General features: G+C 73.6%; 13 protein-coding genes and 1 pseudogene. 4 read left to right on the top strand and 10 right to left on the bottom strand.

Features of this window, described 5'->3' with window-relative positions:
• Nucleotides 1-15 precede the first annotated feature (15 nt).
• Nucleotides 16-3,093 carry an efflux RND transporter permease subunit gene (locus ACR807_RS05000; RefSeq protein ID WP_438920005.1) on the top strand — a complete coding sequence of 1,026 codons (3,078 nt, stop codon included), beginning with the start codon at nucleotides 16-18 and terminating at the stop codon, nucleotides 3,091-3,093.
• Nucleotides 3,094-3,667: 574 nt separating this feature from the next.
• On the opposite strand, the gene metH is transcribed toward ACR807_RS05000, so the two are convergent.
• The 4 genes from metH to ACR807_RS05020 all read right to left on the bottom strand — a co-directional run bounded on the left by metH (nucleotide 3,668) and on the right by ACR807_RS05020 (nucleotide 10,107).
• Complete coding sequence (metH, locus tag ACR807_RS05005) at nucleotides 3,668-7,255, bottom strand: methionine synthase (protein WP_438920006.1); 3,588 nt, start codon at nucleotides 7,253-7,255, stop codon at nucleotides 3,668-3,670.
• A gap of 100 nt (nucleotides 7,256-7,355) precedes the next feature.
• On the bottom strand, nucleotides 7,356-7,991 hold the full coding sequence (locus ACR807_RS05010) for a LutC/YkgG family protein (RefSeq protein WP_438920007.1): 636 nt from the start codon (nucleotides 7,989-7,991) through the stop codon (nucleotides 7,356-7,358).
• On the bottom strand, nucleotides 7,988-9,382 hold the full coding sequence (locus tag ACR807_RS05015; RefSeq protein ID WP_438920008.1) for a lactate utilization protein B: 1,395 nt from the start codon (nucleotides 9,380-9,382) through the stop codon (nucleotides 7,988-7,990). The genes ACR807_RS05010 and ACR807_RS05015 overlap by 4 nt, the downstream gene beginning before the upstream one ends.
• Entirely contained in the window at nucleotides 9,379-10,107 is a 729-nt protein-coding gene (locus ACR807_RS05020) for a (Fe-S)-binding protein (RefSeq protein ID WP_438920009.1), read from the bottom strand. Before ACR807_RS05020 ends, ACR807_RS05015 begins: the two co-directional genes overlap by 4 nt.
• 66 nt (nucleotides 10,108-10,173) lie before the next feature.
• Between ACR807_RS05020 and ACR807_RS05025 the strand changes: the two genes are divergently transcribed.
• Complete coding sequence (locus ACR807_RS05025; RefSeq protein ID WP_438920010.1) at nucleotides 10,174-10,872, top strand: FadR/GntR family transcriptional regulator; 699 nt, start codon at nucleotides 10,174-10,176, stop codon at nucleotides 10,870-10,872.
• Nucleotides 10,873-10,920: 48 nt separating this feature from the next.
• Here the strand turns inward: ACR807_RS05025 and ACR807_RS05030 are convergent, their stop codons facing one another.
• Both ACR807_RS05030 and ACR807_RS05035 read right to left on the bottom strand, forming a co-directional pair.
• Entirely contained in the window at nucleotides 10,921-11,331 is a 411-nt protein-coding gene (locus tag ACR807_RS05030; RefSeq protein WP_438920011.1) for a DoxX family membrane protein, read from the bottom strand.
• Nucleotides 11,332-11,363: 32 nt separating this feature from the next.
• On the bottom strand, nucleotides 11,364-13,022 hold the full coding sequence (locus tag ACR807_RS05035; RefSeq protein ID WP_438920012.1) for a peroxidase family protein: 1,659 nt from the start codon (nucleotides 13,020-13,022) through the stop codon (nucleotides 11,364-11,366).
• Nucleotides 13,023-13,102: 80 nt separating this feature from the next.
• Here ACR807_RS05035 and ACR807_RS05040 point away from each other — a divergent pair.
• Nucleotides 13,103-13,702 (top strand): annotated as a pseudogene (locus ACR807_RS05040) (class I SAM-dependent methyltransferase); the annotation flags it as partial.
• 302 nt (nucleotides 13,703-14,004) lie between these two features.
• Here the strand turns inward: ACR807_RS05040 and ACR807_RS05045 are convergent.
• Together ACR807_RS05045 and ACR807_RS05050 are read right to left on the bottom strand one after the other, a co-directional pair.
• Nucleotides 14,005-14,868 (bottom strand): SDR family NAD(P)-dependent oxidoreductase, encoded by an 864-nt coding sequence (locus ACR807_RS05045; protein WP_438920013.1) that lies wholly within the window; start codon nucleotides 14,866-14,868, stop codon nucleotides 14,005-14,007.
• A 112-nt stretch (nucleotides 14,869-14,980) separates the two neighbouring features.
• Nucleotides 14,981-16,039, bottom strand: a complete 1,059-nt coding sequence (locus ACR807_RS05050; protein ID WP_438920014.1) for an AraC family transcriptional regulator — start codon at nucleotides 16,037-16,039, stop codon at nucleotides 14,981-14,983.
• Nucleotides 16,040-16,048: 9 nt separating this feature from the next.
• On the opposite strand from ACR807_RS05050, the gene ACR807_RS05055 reads away from it, so the two are divergent.
• A complete protein-coding gene (locus ACR807_RS05055; protein WP_438920015.1) occupies nucleotides 16,049-17,554 on the top strand; it encodes a flavin-containing monooxygenase in 1,506 nt (501 codons plus the stop codon).
• A 75-nt stretch (nucleotides 17,555-17,629) separates the two neighbouring features.
• Here the strand turns inward: ACR807_RS05055 and ACR807_RS05060 are convergent, their stop codons facing one another.
• On the bottom strand, nucleotides 17,630-18,385 hold the full coding sequence (locus ACR807_RS05060) for an SDR family NAD(P)-dependent oxidoreductase (RefSeq protein ID WP_438920016.1): 756 nt from the start codon (nucleotides 18,383-18,385) through the stop codon (nucleotides 17,630-17,632).
• Nucleotides 18,386-18,434: 49 nt separating this feature from the next.
• Nucleotides 18,435-20,105 (bottom strand): glycoside hydrolase family 99 protein, encoded by a 1,671-nt coding sequence (locus ACR807_RS05065; RefSeq protein WP_438920017.1) that lies wholly within the window; start codon nucleotides 20,103-20,105, stop codon nucleotides 18,435-18,437.
• Nucleotides 20,106-20,167: the final 62 nt, after the last annotated feature.

Raw genomic sequence — 20,167 nt, forward strand, 5'->3', positions numbered from 1 at the left:
AGGAGATGCCTGAAGATGTCCGTGCTGGCTCGCCTGAGCCTGGCCAACCGAGGTCTCGTCGGGCTGCTCAGCCTCGTCGTCCTCGGCTTCGGCGTGCTGACGCTGCCCTCCATCAAGCAGCAGCTGTTCCCGTCCATCGAGCTGCCCGCCGCGGTGGTCATCGCCCAGTACCCCGGCGCGTCGCCGGACCTCGTGGACAGCCAGGTCGCCGAGCCGATCCAGTCCGCCGTGCGCGGCGTCGACGGCGTCGAGCAGGTCCTCGCCCGCTCCTCCGAGAGCTCCACGACCGTCCAGGTCATGTTCGTCTACGGCACCGACCTGGACGCCGCCGTGTCGCAGGTGCAGCAGGCCGTGAACCGGCTCCAGCCGCGCCTGCCCGAGGGCGTCGAGCCGACCGTGGCGCAGGGCGGCACCGACGACATCCCGGTGATCGCGCTCGCCGCGACCTCCGGTGACGACGACATCGCCACCGCCGCCCGGCTGCGCGCCGAGGTCGTGCCCGAGCTGGAGGCGCTCGCGGGCGTCCGCGAGGCGACCGTCAGCGGCGAGCGCGAGCGCGCCGTCACCGTCACCGTCGACTACGCCCGCCTCGCCGCGGCCCGCGTCGACCCGCAGGCGCTGACCGCCGCCCTCACCGCGGCGGGCGCCGTCGTGCCCGCCGGCACCGTGCCCGACGCCGACAAGACGCTGACCGTGCAGGTCGGCAGCCCCGTCGGCACCGTCGACGACCTGCGCGCCCTGCCCGTCGGGCCGGTGCGCCTCGGCGACGTCGCCACCGTCGAGTCCGCCCCCCAGCCCGCGAGCGTGCTCAACCGCACCGACGGGCAGGACACGCTCGGCATCAGCGTCACCATGACCGCCGACGGCAACGCCGTCGAGATCTCCAACGCCGTGCGCGACCGGCTCGGCGAACTCGGCGAGGCCGCCGGCTCCACGCTGACCGTCGCGTTCGACCAGGGACCCGAGGTCGAGAAGGCCATCAGCGGCCTGACCACCGAGGGCCTGCTCGGCCTGCTGTTCGCCGTGCTCGTCATCCTGCTGTTCCTGATGTCCCTGCGCTCCACGCTGGTGACCGCGGTGTCCATCCCGCTGTCCGTCGTGGTCGCGCTCATCGCCCTCTACACCGGCGACCTGTCGCTCAACCTGCTCACCCTCGGCGCGCTCACCATCGCGGTCGGCCGGGTGGTGGACGACTCGATCGTGGTGCTGGAGAACATCAAGCGGCACCTCGGGTACGGCGAGGACAAGCAGCGCGCCGTGCTCGACGGCGTGCGCGAGGTGGCGGGCGCGGTGACCGCGTCCACGCTGACCACCGTCGCCGTGTTCCTGCCGATCGCGTTCGTCGGCGGCATCGCGGGCGAGCTGTTCGGGCCGTTCTCCATCACGGTCACCGTCGCGCTGCTGGCGTCCCTGCTCGTGTCGCTCACGATCGTGCCGGTGCTCGCGTTCTGGTTCCTCAAGCGCCCGGCCGCGCCGACCGACCCGGAGGCCGCCGAGCGCGAGCTCCAGGCCGTGCTGGAGAAGGAGAAGCGCAGCCCGCTGCAACGCGCCTACGTGCCCGTGCTGCGGTTCGCCACCACCCGCCGCTGGGCGACGCTGCTCGTCGCGCTGTTCATCTTCGGCGGCACGCTCGGCCTCGCCGGGTCCCTGGAGACCAACTTCATCGACCAGTCCGGCGGCACCGCGCTCCAGGGCTCGCAGAAGCTGCCGCCCGGCACCGGCCTCGCCACCCGCGACGAAGCCGCCCGCAAGGTCGAGGCCGTGTTCGCCGAGACCGACGAGATCGAGACCTACCAGGTCACCATCGGCACGGACAACCGCCTGGCCGCGTTCGGGTTCGGCGGCAGCGGCGACACCTCGCTGCGCGCCACCGTGCGCGAGGGCACCGACCTGGAGGCGTTGCAGGAGCGGCTCACCGAGCGGCTGCGCGGCGTCGAGGGCACCGGTGAGGTGGCGTTCGGCGCGGCGGCGTCCGGGTTCGGCTCGGACAGCATCGACGTGCTGGTCACCGCGCCCGACGAGGCGTCGCTGCGCGCGGCGGCCGACCAGGTGCAGCAGGCCGTGACCGGCGTGCCCGGCGTCGGCGAGGTCACCAACGACCTCGGCGTGAGCGCGCCCCGCGTGCAGGTCACCGTGGACCGGGCGGCCGCGTCGGCGCGCGGGCTGAGCAGCCAGGCCGTCGGCCAGTTCGCGGCGCAGGCGCTGCGCGGCGTGCCGGTCACCCAGCTGCCGATCGACGGCGCGCCGCAGCAGGTCGTGCTGCGCACCGGCACCGCGCCCGGCGACGTGGCCGCGCTGCGCGCCCTGCCGCTGCCCGGCGGCGTGACGCTCGGCCAGGTCGCGGCCGTGGAGGTCGTGGACGGCCCGGTCCAGGTCCGCCGCACCGACGGCGCGCGCAGCACCACCGTGTCGGCCAAGGCGACCGGCTCGGACCTGGGCGCGGTCACCGCGGACCTGACGTCGCGGCTCGACGGGCTCGACCTGGCGGCCGGCGCGGCGTACTCGATCGGCGGCGTGAGCGCGGACCAGGCGGAGACGTTCGCCGACCTGGGGCTCGCGATGCTCGCGGCCATCGCGATCGTGTTCCTGATCATGGTGGCGACGTTCCGCAGCCTCGTGCAGCCGCTCATCCTGCTGGTGTCGATCCCGTTCGCGGCGACCGGCGCCATCGGCCTGCTGCTGCTCACCGGCACGCCGCTGGGGCTGCCCGCCCTGATCGGCATGCTGATGCTCGTCGGGATCGTGGTGACGAACGCGATCGTGCTGATCGACCTGGTCAACCAGTACCGGCGGGAGGGGATGCCGGTGCGCGAGGCCGTGGTCGAGGGCGGTCGGCGGCGGTTGCGGCCCATCCTGATGACCGCGGCGGCGACGATCTTCGCCCTGCTGCCGATGGCGCTGGGCATCACGGGCGAGGGAGCGTTCATCGGCAAGCCGCTGGCGATCGTGGTGATCGGCGGGCTGATCTCGTCCACGCTGCTGACGCTGGTGCTCGTGCCGACGCTGTACTCGATGGTCGAGGGCCGCAAGGAGCGGCGTGCGGCCAAGCGGGCGGGGCGTCCGGCGGACGAACGCGAACCCGTGTCGGTGTAACCACCTGATCGTGTGACATTAACCGACGCCCCCACCCGGGTTCGCCCTGGTGGGGGCGTCGTCGCGTCGATGGGGACGGCGGTGGCCGGCGCGCGCCCAACGCGCGACCGGCGGTTCGTGGCTGGTGGTTGGCGGCCAGCATGGTGGTTGGCCGCCGCGCGCGGCGTGAGGACGGGCGCGGCGTGGGCGCAGGGCCGGGTGTGGCGGGCGCGGCGTGGCGCGGGGTGCGGAGCGGGATGGGGCGCGAGGTGTGGCGGGCAGGGGAGCGGGGCGGGCCGGAGCGCGAGGGGGCGGCGGCGCGTGTGCCGGCGCGGGAGTCCGGCGCGTGTGCGGGGGCGGGGGCGTGTGCGGGGGCGGGGCAGCGAGGGCCGGAGCGGCGGGGTCGGGTCTGCCGGGGGCGGCCGGTGGGTCGGGCCGGCTGGGGCGGGTCAGCTGGCGGGCGGCTGGTGGGGTCGGCCGGCGTGCGGCTGGGTTCCTCATGTCTCACCGAGTGGCGTAACGGCGTTTCCGTACATGTTCGCCTCGATGATCACCCGATCGTGTCCCCGACCTCCCACCTCGCCCCGCTCCTCGCTCAGACCTCCGGCTCGTAGGCCAGGTTCGGCCGGAGCCAGCGCTCGACCTCCGCCACCGGCACGCACCGCCGCGCCGCGTAGTCCTCGACCTGGTCCAACCCGATCCGGCCCACCGTGAAGTACCGCGACGCCGGGTGCGCGAAGATCAGGCCGCTCACGCTCGCCGCCGGCGTCATGGCGAACGAGTCGGTCAGCGCCATGCCGACCTCCTCCGCCCCCAGCAGCGCGAACAGGTCGCCCTTCTCGCTGTGGTCCGGGCTCGCCGGGTACCCCAGCGCGGGCCGGATGCCGCGGAACCGCTCGGCGTGCAGGTCCTCCAGCGCCGGCTCGGCGTCGGGCTCGAACCAGTCCCGCCTCACCTGGAGGTGGACGTGCTCGGCGAACGCCTCGGCCAGCCGGTCGGCCAGCGCCTTCACCATGATCGACCGGTAGTCGTCCTGCTCGGCCTCGTACCGCGCGGACAGCTCCTCGGCGCCGTGGATCGCCACCGCGAAACCACCCATGTGGTCCCCGGCCGGCGCCACGTAGTCGGCCAGGCAGCGGTTCGGCCGCCCGGTCGGCTTCTGCGTCTGCTGGCGCAGCATCGGGAACCGGCACGTGCCCGCCACGATGTCGTCGCCCTCGCTGTGCGCGGGGAAGAAGCCGTACACGCCCCGCGGCGTCAGCGAACCGTCCGCGACGATCTCGTCGAGCATCGCGTTCGCGTCGTCGAACAGCTCCTGCGCGGCCGGGTTGGTCTGCAGGATGCGCGGGTACTTGCCCTTCAGCTCCCAGGCCAGGAAGAAGAACGTCCAGTCGATCATCGCCCGCAGCTCGGCCAGCGGCGGCGAGACGACCTTTACGCCGGTGAACGCGGGCACGGGCAGGTCGTCGAACGACACGACCTCGGGGTTCGCGCGCGCCTCCGCGAGGGGCAGCAGCGGCACGCTCAGCCGGTTCTCGTGCTCCTCGCGCAGCCGCTGCTGGTCGACCGCCGTCGCCTCGGCCAGCTCCTCGGCCCGGTCGCGGTCCAGCAGCGCGGACACCACGCCGGCCACCCGCGACGCGTCCAGCACGTGCAGCGTGGGCTGGTCGTAGGCGGGCGCGATGCGCACCGCGGTGTGCTGCCGGGACGTCGTCGCGCCGCCGATGAGCAGCGGCAGCTTCAGGCCGCGCCGCTGCATCTCGGTCGCCACCGACACCATCTCGTCCAGCGACGGCGTGATCAGGCCGGACAGGCCGACCACGTCCGCGCCCTCGGCGACCGCGGTGTCCAGGATCTTCGCCGCGGGCACCATCACGCCCAGGTCGACCACGTCGTAGTTGTTGCAGCCCAGCACGACGCCGACGATGTTCTTGCCGATGTCGTGCACGTCGCCCTTCACGGTGGCCAGCACGACCTTGCCGTTGCCGCGCGTGCTGCCGGACAGCTCCTTCTCGGCGTCCATGAACGGTTCCAGGTGCGCCACGGCCCGCTTCATCACGCGCGCCGACTTCACCACCTGCGGCAGGAACATCTTGCCCGAGCCGAACAGGTCACCGACGACCTTCATGCCGTCCATCAGCGGGCCCTCGATGACGTCGAGGGGGCGCTTCGCCTGGAGCCGGGCCTCCTCGGTGTCCTCGACGACGTGGTCGACGATGCCGTGCACCAGCGCGTGCTCCAGCCGCTGCGCCACGGTGCCCTCGCGCCACGCCAGGTCGACGACCCGCCTCTTGCCCTTGGCGGCCACCGTCTCGGCGAACGCCACCAGCCGGTCGGTGGCGTCCTCGCGGCGGTCGAACAGCACGTCCTCCACCAGTTCCAGCAGGTCGGCGGGGATGTCCTGGTAGACGGCGAGCTGGCCCGCGTTGACGATGCCCATGTCCAGGCCTTGCCGCACGCCGTGGTAGAGGAACGCCGAGTGCATGGCCTCGCGCACGGTGTCGTTGCCGCGGAACGAGAACGACAGGTTCGAGATGCCGCCGCTGATCCGGACGCCCGGGCAGCGCTCCTTGATCAGCGGGATGGCGTCGAGGAACGCCTTGGCGTACCCGTTGTGCTCGGCGATGCCGGTGGCGACGGCCAGCACGTTCGGGTCGAAGATGATGTCCTCGGCGGGGAAGCCGACCTCGTTCACCAGCAGGTCGTAGGCGCGCCCGCAGATCTGGACCTTGCGCTCGGTGGTGTCGGCCTGGCCCTTCTCGTCGAACGCCATCACCACGACGCCCGCGCCGAAGTCGCGCACGCGCCGGGCGTGGGCCAGGAACTCCTCCTCGCCCTCCTTGAGGCTGATGGAGTTGACGACGCCCTTGCCCTGCACGCACTTCAGGCCCGCTTCGAGCACGGTCCAGCGCGAGCTGTCCACCATGATCGGCACGCGGGCGATCTCGGGCTCGGTGGCGATCAGGTTGAGGAACGTGGTCATCGCCCGCTCGCTGTCGAGCAGGTCGGCGTCCATGTTGACGTCGAGCAGGTTCGCGCCGCCGCGCACCTGGTCCAGCGCCACGTCCACCGCGCCCTGGAAGTCCTCGCCCTCGATCAGCCGGCGGAACTTCGCCGAGCCGGTCACGTTGGTGCGCTCGCCGATCATGACGAACCCGGTGTCCGGGCCGATCTCGAACGGCTCCAGGCCGCTGAACCGGGTGCGGTCGGGCACCCGGGCGAGGGTGCGCGGCTCCATGCCCCGGACCGCCGCCGCCACCTTCGCGATGTGCGCGGGCGTGGTGCCGCAGCAGCCGCCGACGACGTTGACCACGCCCTCCTCGGCGAACCCGCGCAGCAGCTCGGCGGTCTCCTCGGGCGTCTGGTCGTAGCCGCCGAACGCGTTGGGCAGGCCCGCGTTGGGGTGGCTGGCGGTGTAGGTGTTCGCGAGGCGCGCCAGGTCCTGCACGTGGGGCCGCATCTCGGCCGCGCCGAGCGAGCAGTTCACGCCCACCACGAGCGGCTCGGCGTGGGCGATGGAGTTCCAGAACGCCTCGACGGTCTGGCCGGACAGCGTGCGGCCGCTCAGGTCGACGATGGTGACCGAGATCCACAGCGGCAGGTGCGGCGCGACCTCGCGCGCGGCGGCGACGGCGGCCTTGGCGTTGAGCGTGTCGAAGATCGTCTCGATGAGCAGCAGGTCCACGCCGCCCTCGGCGAGCGCGCTGATCTGCTCCTCGTACGCGGCCTGCACCCGGTCGAACGTCACCGTCCGGTACGCCGGGTCCTCCACCCGCGGCGACAGCGACAGCGTCACGTTGAGCGGGCCGACCGAGCCGGCCACGAACCGGCCGCCCACCTCGTCGGCGGCCTGGCGGGCGAGCTGCGCGCCGCGCACGTTCATCTCGCGCACGAGCCCTTCCAGGCCGTAGTCGGCCTGGGCGATGGACGTCGCGGTGAACGTGTTGGTGGTGGTGATGTCCGCGCCCGCCGCCAGGTACTGGCGGTGCACGTCGAGGATGACGTCCGGTCGGGTCAGGTTGAGCAGGTCCGGGTCGCCGGTGACGTCGTGCGAGTGGTCGGTGAGCAGGTCGCCGCGGTAGTCGGCCGGGCTGAGGCCCGCGGCTTGCAGCATCGTCCCCCACGCGCCGTCCAACACGGCGACGCGCTGGTCGAGCAGTTCACGCAGGGCGTTTTCCGACACGCGCAGCCTCCCGTCGTGGGGAGGCGCCCTTGTGGTGGTCAGGTGGCCGAGCGTGGCGGGCCCTCGCCCGTTGCAGCGCCTCTCGGCCGGCACGGCGATGCTACCGAACAACGCCGTTCTGGTCAGTTCCGCCCATGATGTGGGAGGCGATCACGACCTCCAGGGTGCGCGGCCCGTGCACGCCCTCGACGCGTTCCAGCTCGATGTCGCTGGTCGCGGACGGGCCGCTGATCCAGGTCTGCGTGCGCACGCCCGCCAGCCGGGCCACGGCGTCCGGGACACCGGCCACGACCTGCTCCTCCCGCACCACCACCAGGTGGTAGTCGGGCACCAGGGTCAGCGCGCGCGGCCCCTGGTCGGGCGCGTCGTGGTCGAGCACGATCGTGCCGGTCTCGGCGACGGCCACCCGGCAGCCGGTGACCACGGCGTCGGCGCGGTCGAGCTCGTCGACGCCCACGGGGGTCCGGGTCGCCCCGGGCGCCCACTCCGGGGGGACGCCCGGCGCGGCGACGACGGTCCGCGCGCCCCGGTCGCGCAGGGCCTCGGCGACGGCCTCGGCGACCCGGTCGGCGGGCACCACGCGGACCTGCGCCCGGTAGTCGCGCAGGCGTTCGGCGAACAGGTCCAGGTCGGCGACCCGGGTGCCGGCCGCGCGGTAGTCGCGCGGGACCGGAGGGGCCTGACCGGGGCCCTTGGCCCGGCGCACGCGGGCGAGGACCTCGTCACGGGCGCTCATCGGTTCTCCCACCAGTCGCGGAACGTCTCCTGCGGCGGCTGCGGCACGTCCCGGGCCACCGACCAGCCGGGCAGCGGCACGTGCCTGCTCGCCAACCGGCCGAACTTGCCCAACCGGGTGAACCTGCGCCAGCGGCGCGCGTCGGACATGACCCAGGACAGGGCGCGCATGGCGGTCGACTCGGGCGTGGCGCGCTTGGCCGCGGTCACCCGGCCGCGCAGGTGCACCAGCATCGACGGGATGTCGATCGCGACCGGGCACACGTCGTAGCAGACCCCGCACAGCGAGGACGCGAACGGCAGCGTCGGGTTCTCCAGCACGCCCGTGAGCTGCGGCGACAGCACCGCGCCGATCGGACCCGGGTAGGTCGAGCCGTACGCGTGGCCGCCGGTGCGCTCGTAGACCGGGCACGAGTTCAGGCACGCCGAGCAGCGGATGCAGCGCAGCGCGGCTCGCCCGTCCGGGTCGGCGAGGGTGGCGGTGCGGCCGTTGTCGACCAGCACGACGTGGCTGGTCTGGCCCTCGGTGGGGCCGGTCCACACGGACGTGTAGGGGTTCATCCGCTCGCCGGTGGACGAGCGGGGCAGCAGCTGGAGGAACACCTCCAGGTCGCGCCATGACGGCAGCATCTTCTCGATGCCGACCACGCTGATCAGCGTGCGCGGCAGCGTGAGGCACATCCGGCCGTTGCCCTCGGACTCGACCACGACCAGCGAGCCGGTGTCGGCGATGCCGAAGTTCGCGCCCGAGATCGCCACGTCGACGGTGAGGAACTTCCGCCGCAGGTGCTCGCGGGCGGCCTCGGCGAGCGCGCGCGGGTCGGCGGTGAGGTCCGGGTCGACGCCGGGCATGTGCTGCCGGAACACCTCCCGGATCTCGGCCCGGCCGAGGTGGATGGCGGGCACCAGGATGTGGCTCGGCCGGTCGTTCCCGAGCTGCACGATCAGCTCGGCCAGGTCGGTCTCCACGGCGTGCACGCCGACCGCCTCCAGCGCCTCGTTGAGGCCGATCTCGGCGGTGGCCATCGACTTGACCTTGATCACCTCGCTCGTGCCGGTGGCGAGGACCAGGTCGGTGACGATCCGGTTGGCCTCGTCGGCGTCGCGCGCCCAGTGCACGGTCGTGCCGCGCGCGGTCAGCGCCTCCTCGAACCGGACCAGGTACTCGTCGAGGTTGGCCAGCACGTCGTCCTTGATCGCCGCGCCGGCCGCGCGCAGCTCCGCCCAGTCGGGCAGCTCGGCCACGACGCCCGCGCGCTTGGCCCGGATCGTGGTGGTCGCCTTGGCCAGGTTGCGGCGCAGCTGGGCGTCGCCCAACGCGGTGCGCGCCGCACCCGGGAACGGGGCGCCGCTCAGGTTGCCGCGGCCGGCGGGCATGCCGAGGAAGGTCATCGCGTGTGCTCCAGGACCTGCGCCAGGTGCAGGGGGCGGACGCCGCTGCGCAGCCTGCTCAGGCCGCCGCCGATGTGCATCAGGCACGACGCGTCGCCCGCCGTGAGCACGCCCGCCCGCGTGCCGATGACGTTGCTCATCTTGTCCGCGAGCATGGCGGTGGACGTGTCGGCGTTCTTCACCGCGAACGTGCCGCCGAACCCGCAGCACGTCTCGGCGGAGGGCAGCTCGACCAGGTCGATGCCCTCCACGGCGCGCAGCAGCCGCAGCGGCCGGTCACCGACCTCGAGCACGCGCAGCGAGTGGCACGTGGGGTGGTAGGTGACGCGGTGCGGGAAGTACGCGCCCACGTCGGTGAGGCCGAGCACGTCGACCAGGAACTCCGACAGCTCGTACGTGCGCCCCGCGGTCGCCTCCGCCGCCTCGGCCAACCCCCGGTCGCCCTGCCCGCGGGCCACGTCGGCGTGCTGGTGGCGGATCGAGCCCGCGCACGAGCCGGACGGCGTGACGACCACCTCGGCGTCCTCGAACGCCCTGACGTGGTTGCGGATGACCGGCAGCGCCTGGCCCGGGTAGCCGGTGTTGACGTGCATCTGGCCGCAGCACGTCTGCGCCGGCGGGACGACCACCTCGTGGCCGAGCCGTTCCAGCAGCCGGACGGTGGCCTTGCCGACGTCCGGGAACAGCCCGTCGACCAGGCACGTGACGAACAGCGCGACTCTCACGCCGGTGAGCTTAGACTCTGTGGTCAGACCACACCAGGGCTGTGGTCAGGCCACAGGAGGCGCGAGGTGTCCGGATACGGCGCGGTGCTGCGGCACGTGGAGTCGGAGCTGACCGCGGGCAGGCTCGGCGTGGGGGAGCAGCTGCCCGCCGAACGCAGGCTCGCCGAGGAGCTGGGCGTCAGCCGCGCCACCGTGCGCGAGGCGATCCGCGTGCTGCAGGCCCTGGGCGTGGTGCGCAGCGGCGTCGGCTCGGGACCGGACGCGGGCACCACCGTCATCGCCGACCCGGCGGGCGGCCTCGGCGCGGCCCTGCGCCTGCACCTGGCGACCCGGCGGCTGCCGATGGGCGACCTGGTGGACACCCGGGTCATGATCGAGAGCCACTCGGTGCGCTCCGCCGCCGCCAACCCGGACCACCCCGACCTGCTCCGCGCCGCCGCCCTGCTGGACCGCATGGACGACCCCGACCTGGACGCCGACGCGTTCCACCGGCTCGACGCCGACTTCCACGTGGCCCTCACCGCCGCCGCGGGCAACGCGGTCAACACCGCCGTGATGGCCGGCCTGCGCGACGCGATCCAGCAGGCCGTGCTCGACGCCGTGCGGGAACTGCCCGACTGGTCGCGCACGGCCGTCCGCCTGCGCCGCGAGCACCGGGCCATCCTGCGCGCCGTGCGCTCCGGGGACCCGGAACTGGCGGCGACCAGGGTGACCCGGCACGTCCGCGGCTTCCACCGCGAGTGGGCCCGCCACACCGGCGGGTGACGGGCCCGGTCCCCGGTCCCCGGGAGGACCGGGGACCGGGGCGCGCGGTCAGCCCTCCCCGCGCCCCGACGCCCTCCCGAGCAGCACCAGGGCGGCGCAGATGAGCACCACGTTCTTCAGCACGAACTCGCCGTTCGCGGTCAGCAGCAGCGGGTTGCCCCCGATCACCACGAGGGCCGGCGCCCGGACGAAGACCACGAAGGTCCCCGCCAGGTGGACCGCCACGACGACCAGCGTCAGCCGCGGCAGCCGCCCGAGCAGCAACGCCACACCCAGCACGACCTCGAACCACCCCAGCGCGGGCACCAGGACACCCCGGTCCACCCACGGCACGGCGGCCCCGACCAGCTCCGCGACCGGCGAGTCACCGGTCACCTTGAGCACTCCGAACCAGACGAACACGACGGCGATCGACACCCGCAGCGCGGGCGCCGCCCAGCGGTCGAGCTTCCCGCCCACCCCGGTCCGCTCCCCCAAGCGGGCCGGCACGGTCAGTCGCCCAGCGGGTTGAGCAGGTCGGCCTTGCCCTCGAACGCGAAGAGGAGCAGGTCGACCATCCGGAACGTCCGCCGGTCCGGACCGAGCGTGGGCCGCCACGACGGCTCGCGCACGATGGACGTCCGGCTGCCCTCCATCGCTCGGTGGAACACCTCCGCGACGATCCGGCCGCCGACCGCCCCGAGCCGGCCGCCGGTGAACTCGGCCTCGCGCAGGACGTAGAACCACAGCGGGGTCGCGGCGGTCACCGCGGCCTTCTGCTCGTCGGTCAGCGACTCCAGGCTCGCGCCGCCGTCGCCGACCAGGACCTGCTCGGCCGTCAGCGGTTCCACCTCCAGGAACTCCGCCATCTGCTGCCCGCTCGCGAGCCGGACCATGTTCGCCCGGGTCAGGTTGCGGAAGGCGAGGTTGCGCTGGATCTCCGTGACCACCGTGCCGCGCCCGTCGAAGGTGCCCGCCGGCAACTGCCTGAGCGGGTCCACCAGCAGCGAGTCGAGCCGCTTGGTCACGTTGCCGCCGTCGACGGGCGGCGCGAGGTCCGGCCGGTCGGCCTCGGCGAAGTCGTACAGCCGGCGGAAGTCGGCGATCCAGTTGGTGGGCAGCGCGTCGACGCTCTCGTGGTTCGGGTCGTCCAGGTCCGGCAGCGCCGAGCCCGGGTCGAAGTTGCCGGACGTCCCGCTGAACACGAACAGCAGGAACAGCGTCCCCGCGATCCCGTTCGGCGTGTTGAACACCCGGTTCCACTCGTACGAGGCCCGGATCATGCTGTGCCCCAACCGGTACGCGGCCACCGAGAACTCCAGCGGCATCGTCGGGTGCAGGCCCACCGGCGGTCGCCCCCGGCGGGGCGCCTCGAAGAAGCGCCTGCCGTTGGTGAACACGTCGTCCACGATCGCCGGGTCCACCACGCGCGGCAGGAAGTCGTGGCGCAGCACCCACTGGTAGTGCCGCACCACCTGCTCGCGCGCCGCCTCGAACAGCCGCCGCCCGGTCAGGCCGCGCAGCGCCAGCTCGTCGACGACCCGGTTGTGGAACCTGATGAACGCCAGGTGCGTCTGGGCGACGGCCAGGTTCTCGTCGTTGCGCTCGTCCGGGATCAACGGGCGCCTGCGGTCCTCCTCGGTCAGGCCGGTCTGGCCCAACCGCGGCAGGTCGAAGCCCTCCATCGCCTGGCTGAGCGGCCCGCTCGCCGCCGCGGGCGAGGTCGTGCCGACCTTCAGCTTCACCCGGTCTGCGGCGTAGAAGGCACGGTCGGTGCGGTCCTCCGGGCCGCGGCCGTAGAGCGAGTCGAGGTCCAGCGCCGGTGAACGGCCCTGCACCAGCTCGTCGAGGTTCACGTCCTCGCCGAGCTGCGACTCGCTGCGGTCCATGGTCAGGTCGTGGTCGACGAACTGGCCCAGGTAGGTGAAGCCCGCCGGGATCGGCGGGTTCGCCGAGTCCCGCTGGACCGCCGCCGCGTCCGTCATCGCCTGGGCCAGGGCCGTCCTGGTCCCCTCGTCCAGCTGCGTCCCGGTCGGGCCCAGTCGCGAGAACCGGAACCGGCGCAGCTCCTCGACCGTGCTCGGTCGGCGCGTCCGCGCCTCGCCGCCGCGGTCGAACTCCAGCACTCCCTCGCCGACGACGAAGAAGCTGTCGGTGCCGTGCTTTTTCATTGATCCCCCCGGATCATGAGATGCCCGGCCGCAGCCGGGGGCGAGGCGGGCGCACCCCCTGTGGCCGCCTCGTACTACACATGTACCAGCCGGCGGGCGTCGAATACGCGCCCTTCGGGCAATACCCCGGATGGCCTAGTCCAGGTGGCGTGGCAACCCCCAGCTCACCGGTGTTCCTGAGAGGACCTGTGAATCCACCCACCCGAGGCGGTGGCGCGTTCACCTGGGACGGGTCCCGCCGGTGCGCGGTCCACCGTGTGCCCGGTGTTCCCCGACTTCCACCGCGCGCCCAACATCGCCGACCACCCGGACGTGTAAGAACGCGAGAACGAGGCGATCGACCCCGACGGGGTGCTGTGGGCCGCGTTGCGCGAGCGGGCCGACTGGCCGGGTGCACGCTGCTCGACCTGGGCTGCGGCACCGGGTTCTGGTTGCCGCGGTACGCCGACGCGGGGCGGGTGGTCGGGGTCGAGCCGGACCCCGGCCTGCTGGCGCGGGCCCGGGTGCGGGAGGGGGTGCCGGCGGGGGCGGTGCCGGCCGGGTCGGCGGAGCACATCCCGTTGGCCGACGCGAGCGTGGACGTGGTGCACGCGCGGTTCGCGTACTTCTTCCCGCCCGACTGCTCGGGCGGGTTGCGGGAGGTGCTGCGGGTGCTGCGGCCGGGCGGGCGGCTGGTGGTGATCGACAACGACTGGCGCGAGGGGGAGTTCGCCGGGTTGCCCGGGGCGTCGCCGTGGTCGTCGGCGCAGGGCGCGGCGGAGACGACGGACGCGTGGTGGCAGGTGCGGGGCGCCGAGCGGACCGCGGTGATGTCCTCGTGGCGGTGCCGCGACGCCGCCGAGTTGGAGGCGGTGCTGCGGATCGAGTTCCCGGCGGACGTGGTGGACGCGTGGGTCGCGGCCCACCCCGGCCGCCGGGCGTTGAGCTGCGGGTACGTGCTGTTCACCGTGACCGCGCCGGGGTGGGCGGACCCGTGGTGGCGCTACCGTTCGGCGGGGGTGGCGCGGCGCTGGGCGTTGCGGGCCGTGGACGGGCTCAGGCGGTTCATCACGGCCATGTACGAGGTGGGGAACAGCCTGGCCAGCAGGTCGGGGACGACCGCCGTCCAGGCGATGAGCACGCGGCCCCGGCGCTTCTCGACGCCCGCCAGGATCTGCTCGGCGGCCTTGTCCGCCGGGTAGGTGAGGAGCTTGGCGAACCCCTCCTTGCCCGCCTCGGCGTCGGCCTCGCTCGCGGCGGCGGCGACGCGCGCGGTCTCGGCGATCCGCGTCCGGATGCCGCCGGGGTGCACGCAGGTCACGCCGACGCCCCGGTCGGCCAGCTCGTGGCGGAGCGACTCGCTGAACCCGCGCAGGGCGAACTTGCTGGTGGAGTAGGCGGTCTGGCCGGGCGGGCCGATGAGGCCGAACAGGCTGGAGACGTTGACGACGTGGCTGCCCGGCGAGGCCAGCAGGGTCGGCAGCAGCAGCCGGGTCAGCGCCACCGGGGCCCGCAGGTTGACGGCCAGCACCCAGTCGAACTCCTCGGCGGAGACCTGGTCGAACGTGCCGCCGAGCGCGACGCCCGCGTTGTTGACCAGCAGCGTGATCCGCGGGTGGTCGGCGACGACCTTCGCGGCGACGCCGTCGAGCGCGTCGACGTCCGCCAGGTCGACCACGAGGGTGTCGACGTCGACGCCGGTGATGCGGGACGCCACGGCCCCCAGCCTTTCCGCGTCCCGGTCGAGCAGCACCAGGTGGCAGCCGCGCCGGGCGAGGCCGTACGCCACCTGCTCGCCCATGCCGCTCGCCGCGCCGGTGACGACGGCCGTGCCACCGCGGAACGCGAACCGGGGGAGCTTGGACATGCGGCCTCCTCGAACGGGTCTGGGCGTCCAGTCTGCCGGGTGGGGGAAGGGCCTGACTTGACCGGGCGCGACAGGAACTTGACCCGGCGCGACACGAGGACGCCGCGGCAGGTCACCCGCCGCGGCGGACGGCGGTGGGGGTGGCGCCGAACCAGCGGCGGCAGCAGCGGGTCAGGGCCGACTGCTCCGACAGGCCCAGCATGGCCGCCACCTGGCCCAGGGGGACGTCGGTCGTGGTCAGGTAGCGCTTGGCGGCGTCCCGGCGCACCTCGTCGAGCACCCGGTGGAACGTGGTGCCCTCGGCGGCCAGGCGGCGTTGCAGGGTGCGCGGGTGCAGGGCCAGCAGGCGGGCCACGGCGGTGATCTCCGGCGGGACCGTGCCCAGCGACCGGGTCAGCACGCCGCGCACCCTCGACGCCGTGCCGTGGTCGCCCGGCGCCTGCTCGGCGAGGAACGCCAGCGCCAGGCGCCACACGCGCTCGTCGCCGCCCGCCAGGGGTTCGCGGGTCAGCGCCCGGGGCATCCGGAGCATCGGCGCCTCCCGTCCGGTGTGGACGGTCGCGCCGAAGAACTCCTCGTACGCGGCCAGGGGTGCGACCGGCGGGTAGGGCAGCTCCACGCCGCGCAGGCGGTAGCGGTCGCCCAGCAGGTACCGGATCGAGCGGTGCAGGAAGCCCAGGCCCAGGTCGGTCGCCTGCACGGACACCGGCAGGCCCGGCGGCAGGCCGTAGCGCAGCGCGACCAGGTCCGGCGCGCCGTACGGGTCGTCCACCAGCGCGAGGCTCAGCGACCTCGCGTGCACGAACAGGTAGCGCGAGGTGCACTCCAGCGCGTCGGCGACGGTGGGGGAGTGGCGGATGGCCAGCGCGAGCGGGCCGAGCATGCCGAAGTCCTGCCGGGCGGCCACCCGCAGCCCCAGGTCGGGGCACCGCAGCTCGGCCGCCGCAACCTCCAGCACGTCGGCCACCACGCGGTCGGACACCAGCAGGTCGTCCACGTCCAGCGCGGCCGTCGGCAACCCGGCCGCGCGGGCGTAGTCCTCGGCCCGGCCGCCCAGCTCGGCCACGGTCGCGCGGAAGCCGCGCAGGCCCGCGGAGCGGATCACCGACATGTCGTCCAGGGTCAAATACTTGTCGCCCCCGGTCAAGTCGGCGGGTACGGCCTCCAGCACACTGGGACCATGACCGCTCCCGAGCACCTCGACGTCGTGATCGTCGGCGCCGGACTGTCCGGCGTCGGCGCGGCCTACCGGCTGCGCACGGAGTGCCCGGACAAGTCCGTCGCGGTCGTCGAGGCGCGCGACGCCATGGGCGGCACCTGGGACCTCTTCCGCTACCCGGGCGTCCGGTCGGACTCGGACATGTTCACGCTCGGCTATCCGTTCCGGCCGTGGCGCGAGGCGAAGTCGATCGCGGACGGCCCGTCGATCCTGCGCTACGTGCGGGAGACGGCCGCCGAGCACGGCATCGACCGCCTGGTCCGCTACGGCACGAAGGTGGTGGCGGCGGACTTCTCCACCGCGACCGACCGGTGGACGCTGACCCTGCGCCGGCGCGGGCCGGACGGCGAGGTCGTCGAGAGCACGATGACGTGCGGCTTCCTCTACGCGTGCGCGGGCTACTACGACTACGACCGGGGCCACGACCCGGTGTTCCCCGGCGTCGAGGACTACACCGGGCGGGTGGTGCACCCCCAGTTCTGGCCCGGGGACCTCGACCACGCGGGCAAGCGGGTCGTGGTGATCGGCAGCGGCGCGACGGCGGTGACGCTGGTGCCGTCGATGGCCCGGACCGCCGCGCACGTCACCATGCTCCAGCGCTCGCCCACCTGGATCAGCCCCGTGCCGGGCAGCGACAAGATCGCCGACAAGGTGCGCGCGCTGCTGCCCGCGGGCGTGGCGCACCGGGTGGTGCGGGCCAAGAACATCACGTTCGGCCTGGCGTTCTACCAGTTCTGCCGCCGCTTCCCGAAGGTCGCGCGCAAGGTGCTCACCGGACTGTCCACGAAGGTCCTCGGCGACGCCGAGGCGGTGCGCGAGCACTTCACGCCCACGTACGACCCGTGGGACCAGCGCCTGTGCGCGATCCCCGACGCCGACCTGTTCACCGCCGTCACGGCGGGCCGCGCGTCGGTCGTGACGGACCACGTCGACACCTTCGTGCCCGAGGGCGTGCGGCTGAGGTCCGGGCGGGTGCTGGAGGCCGACGTCGTGGTGACCGCGACCGGCCTGCGGCTGCTCGCGTTCGGCGGGATCGAGCCGTCGGTGGACGGCCGCGCGGTCCCGCTGCCCGACCAGTTCCTGTGGCGCGGCGCGATGGTCACGAACCTGCCGAACTTCGCCGTGTGCGTCGGCTACACCAACGCGTCGTGGACGCTGCGGGCCGACCTCACCTCGCGCCTGGTGTGCCGCGTGCTCCGGTTCATGGACCGGAACGGCTACGCGGCGGTGGTCCCGACGCCCGGGCGCGCGCTGGAGCGGCGACCGCTGCTGGACCTCGCGTCGGGGTACGTGCAGCGGGCCGTCCACGCGTTTCCGCGCCAGGGGCACACCGGGCCGTGGCGGGTGCGGCAGAACTACGTGCTGGACGCGGTGGCCACGCTGCGCGGCGACCTCGGTCGCGACCTGGTCGGCACGCCCGCCGACCGCCCCGACCGCGCGGGGGCACCGGTCCTGCCGGGGCGGTGACGCGCTCGGCCGGCGCGTCCCCGGCGCGGGTCGACCGGTGCGGGTCGACCGGTGCGCCCCGGGGTCGGTGCCGCCTCAGGGCAGGGTGACGCCGGTCAGCTCCGCGCACGCCGCGAGCAGGCCGTCCTGGACCGCCTCGTCGTAGGCGGCCGGGTTGGCGCGCAGCTCCTCGCGCCACTTGAGGTAGCGCCCGGTCACCGGCGCGTCGGTGGTCGCGAGCCACACCTGGGTCTCCGCCCCCCTGGGCAGCTCGTCGGTCGCGCCCGGACCGCCCAGCTTGGTCTTGATCCAGCCCGGGTCGACCGCGTTGCTCGGCACGTCCGGCCAGCGCCGGGCCACCGCGAACGCCAGCACCACGTCGAGCAGCTTCGAGTCCGAGTACGCCTGCATCCCGTCCCACGGGCCGCGCTCGTGCTGGAGGTCGGTCAGGTCGGCGACGCCCTGGGCCTCCAGGCCGGACGTCAGGTAGACCAGCCGCCCCGGCCTGGGCATCAGGGCCGTCAGCAGGTACGGCGCCAGCACGTTGACCTGGAACAGCAGTTCGAGGCCGTCCTCGGTGACGACCCTGGACGGCAGGCCACCGCCGAGCCCCGCGTTGTGGACGACCACGTCGAAGGGGGCGGCGGCGGCGGTCGCCAGGGCGCGGGTCCCGGCCAGCGACGCGAGGTCGCCGACGAGGACGCCGTCGGCGCCGGGGACGGCGGCCATCGCCTGCTCGGCCCGCTCGTCGTTCCGCGCGTGCAGCACCACCCGGTGCCCGAGGGCCACGAGCGTCGCCGCCGTCTCCTGCCCGATACCGTCCGACGACCCCGTCACGAACACGCTCACCATGCGGCGGAGCCTACCCCGGGAGCGCTCCCACAGCGTCCGGGAGCACCGCTCAACCGAACACCTGGAACCGGGACAGCTGACCCGCCGGCCACCCGGTGTTGCCGGTGAACCGCAGCCGCACGTACCTCGCCTGCGCGCCCGCCGGCAGCGCGACCGTCACCGCGTTCCCGGTCGCCGGGTCGAACGCGTACCCGGTCGCGCCCACGAGCGTGGTGAAGGTCGACCCGTTCGCGCTGACCTCCACCGCGACGGTCTGCGTGCGCCCGCCCCACGCCGGGTTCGGCGGCAGGCCCAGCCCGATCCGCTTCGGCGAGGCCGTCGAGCCCAGGTCCACCTGCACCCACTGCGGGAACGCGTTGTTGGCGCTCTCCCAGTAGGTGTGCGGGTCGCCGTCCACCGAGAGGTGGCTGCCGTAGCCCTGGGTCTGGCTGCTCTGCGCGGTCGGCCGCCCGGCCGCGAGGTCGCGGTCGACGGGGGGCGGGCCGGTGTCGGGCACCGGTTTCGTCGGCCGCACGGCGGTCAGCGGGATGAGGCCCTTGAGCATCCTCCCGCCGTCGCCGGTGAGCCGCAGGTAGTAGTCCGACGAGCAGCGCGTGCCGTCCTCGTCCAGGGCCAGGAAGCCGGAGCCGACCGGGATGCCCGCCTGCGTCTCCGGTGTCTTGGCGATCTGGTTGGCCTCGTTGTACTCGTCGAACATCGAGATGTAGACGCCCTGCACGCCCAAGCGGACCGCGTTGTAGAACTGCCGCCACATGAAGTCGCCGTGCGCCCGGTGCCGCCGCGACAGGTCGCCGGGCAGCACGCACGGCTGGTAGTCGATGCCGAGGCGGGTGCACTCGGCCTGGTCGGGGCCGTTGACGTTGGCGTGGAAGTGGTCCGCGTCCGCGACGTTCCCGATCCGGCCCACCATCCACGGCGAGAGCATGTGGAAGCTGCGGTACACGTTCGCGAACCCCGGCCGGGAGTCCTCGACCTCGCGCCGCCAGTGCGTCGGCACGCCGCCGATCAGGTAGACGCCCTGGCCCTTGAACCAGTCGACCACGTCCTGGCACTGCTGCGGGGTGAACGGGCGGCCCGGGTCGTTGAAGCCGAAGCCCCAGACGCACACCACCGGCTTGCCGTTCTGCCGGGCGTACACCGGGGACGAGGTGTGCGCCTTCATCTTGCCCAGCCAGTCGGCCTTGATCTCCGACTGCATGTTCGCCCAGTCGGTGACGTCGTACATGATGTAGAACTTCACGCCGTGCGCCTCGGCCGCGCGCCGGACGTGCGCGGTGACCGCGTCGCGGATCGGCCCCTCGCCGCCGGTCGGGTTGAACCGCTGGAGCGCGGCGGTGTCGCAGCCGTACTCGCGCATCCAGCGGAAGTGCACGTCCACCGCCTGGTAGTCGTGGTTGGAGAACACCGTCGCCGGGCTGCCGTCGCCGAGCGTCCCGAACGCGGTGGTGTACTCGCGCTCGTAGTCGGTCATGTCCGGCCACGCCGTCAGCGCGTGGTTCGACGGCGACGGCGGCTGCCCCCAGTCGTCGCTCCAGTGCCACCAGCCGTCCAGCGGCGAGCCGTCGCCCTTGGCGGCGAACCACCCCTGGTAGCCGACGGTGACCTTGCCGACGACGTCACCGGGCGGACTGGCCGCGAGGGCGGGGGAGGTGGCCGAGGCGGCACCGATGGTCGAGGCGGCGAGGGCCGACCCGAGGAACGTCCTGCGTGACAGGGACACCGCGCACTCCTTCGTTGGAGGGACGACCTCAGGATGCAAGAAGTGAGCAGCGACGCGCAAGA

Source organism: Saccharothrix sabaoui (genome assembly GCF_051756985.1).
Taxonomy (GTDB): Bacteria; Actinomycetota; Actinomycetes; order Mycobacteriales; family Pseudonocardiaceae; genus Actinosynnema.

Coding starts and splice junctions, on each gene's coding strand:
- ACR807_RS05000 (WP_438920005.1), top strand. CDS start 16: ATGTCCGTGCTGGCTCGCCTGAGCCTGGCCAACCGAGGTCTCGTCGGG.
- ACR807_RS05010 (WP_438920007.1), bottom strand. CDS start 7,991: ATGAGCGCCCGTGACGAGGTCCTCGCCCGCGTGCGCCGGGCCAAGGGC.
- ACR807_RS05015 (WP_438920008.1), bottom strand. CDS start 9,382: ATGACCTTCCTCGGCATGCCCGCCGGCCGCGGCAACCTGAGCGGCGCC.
- ACR807_RS05035 (WP_438920012.1), bottom strand. CDS start 13,022: ATGAAAAAGCACGGCACCGACAGCTTCTTCGTCGTCGGCGAGGGAGTG.
- ACR807_RS05045 (WP_438920013.1), bottom strand. CDS start 14,868: ATGTCCAAGCTCCCCCGGTTCGCGTTCCGCGGTGGCACGGCCGTCGTC.
- ACR807_RS05055 (WP_438920015.1), top strand. CDS start 16,049: ATGACCGCTCCCGAGCACCTCGACGTCGTGATCGTCGGCGCCGGACTG.
- ACR807_RS05060 (WP_438920016.1), bottom strand. CDS start 18,385: ATGGTGAGCGTGTTCGTGACGGGGTCGTCGGACGGTATCGGGCAGGAG.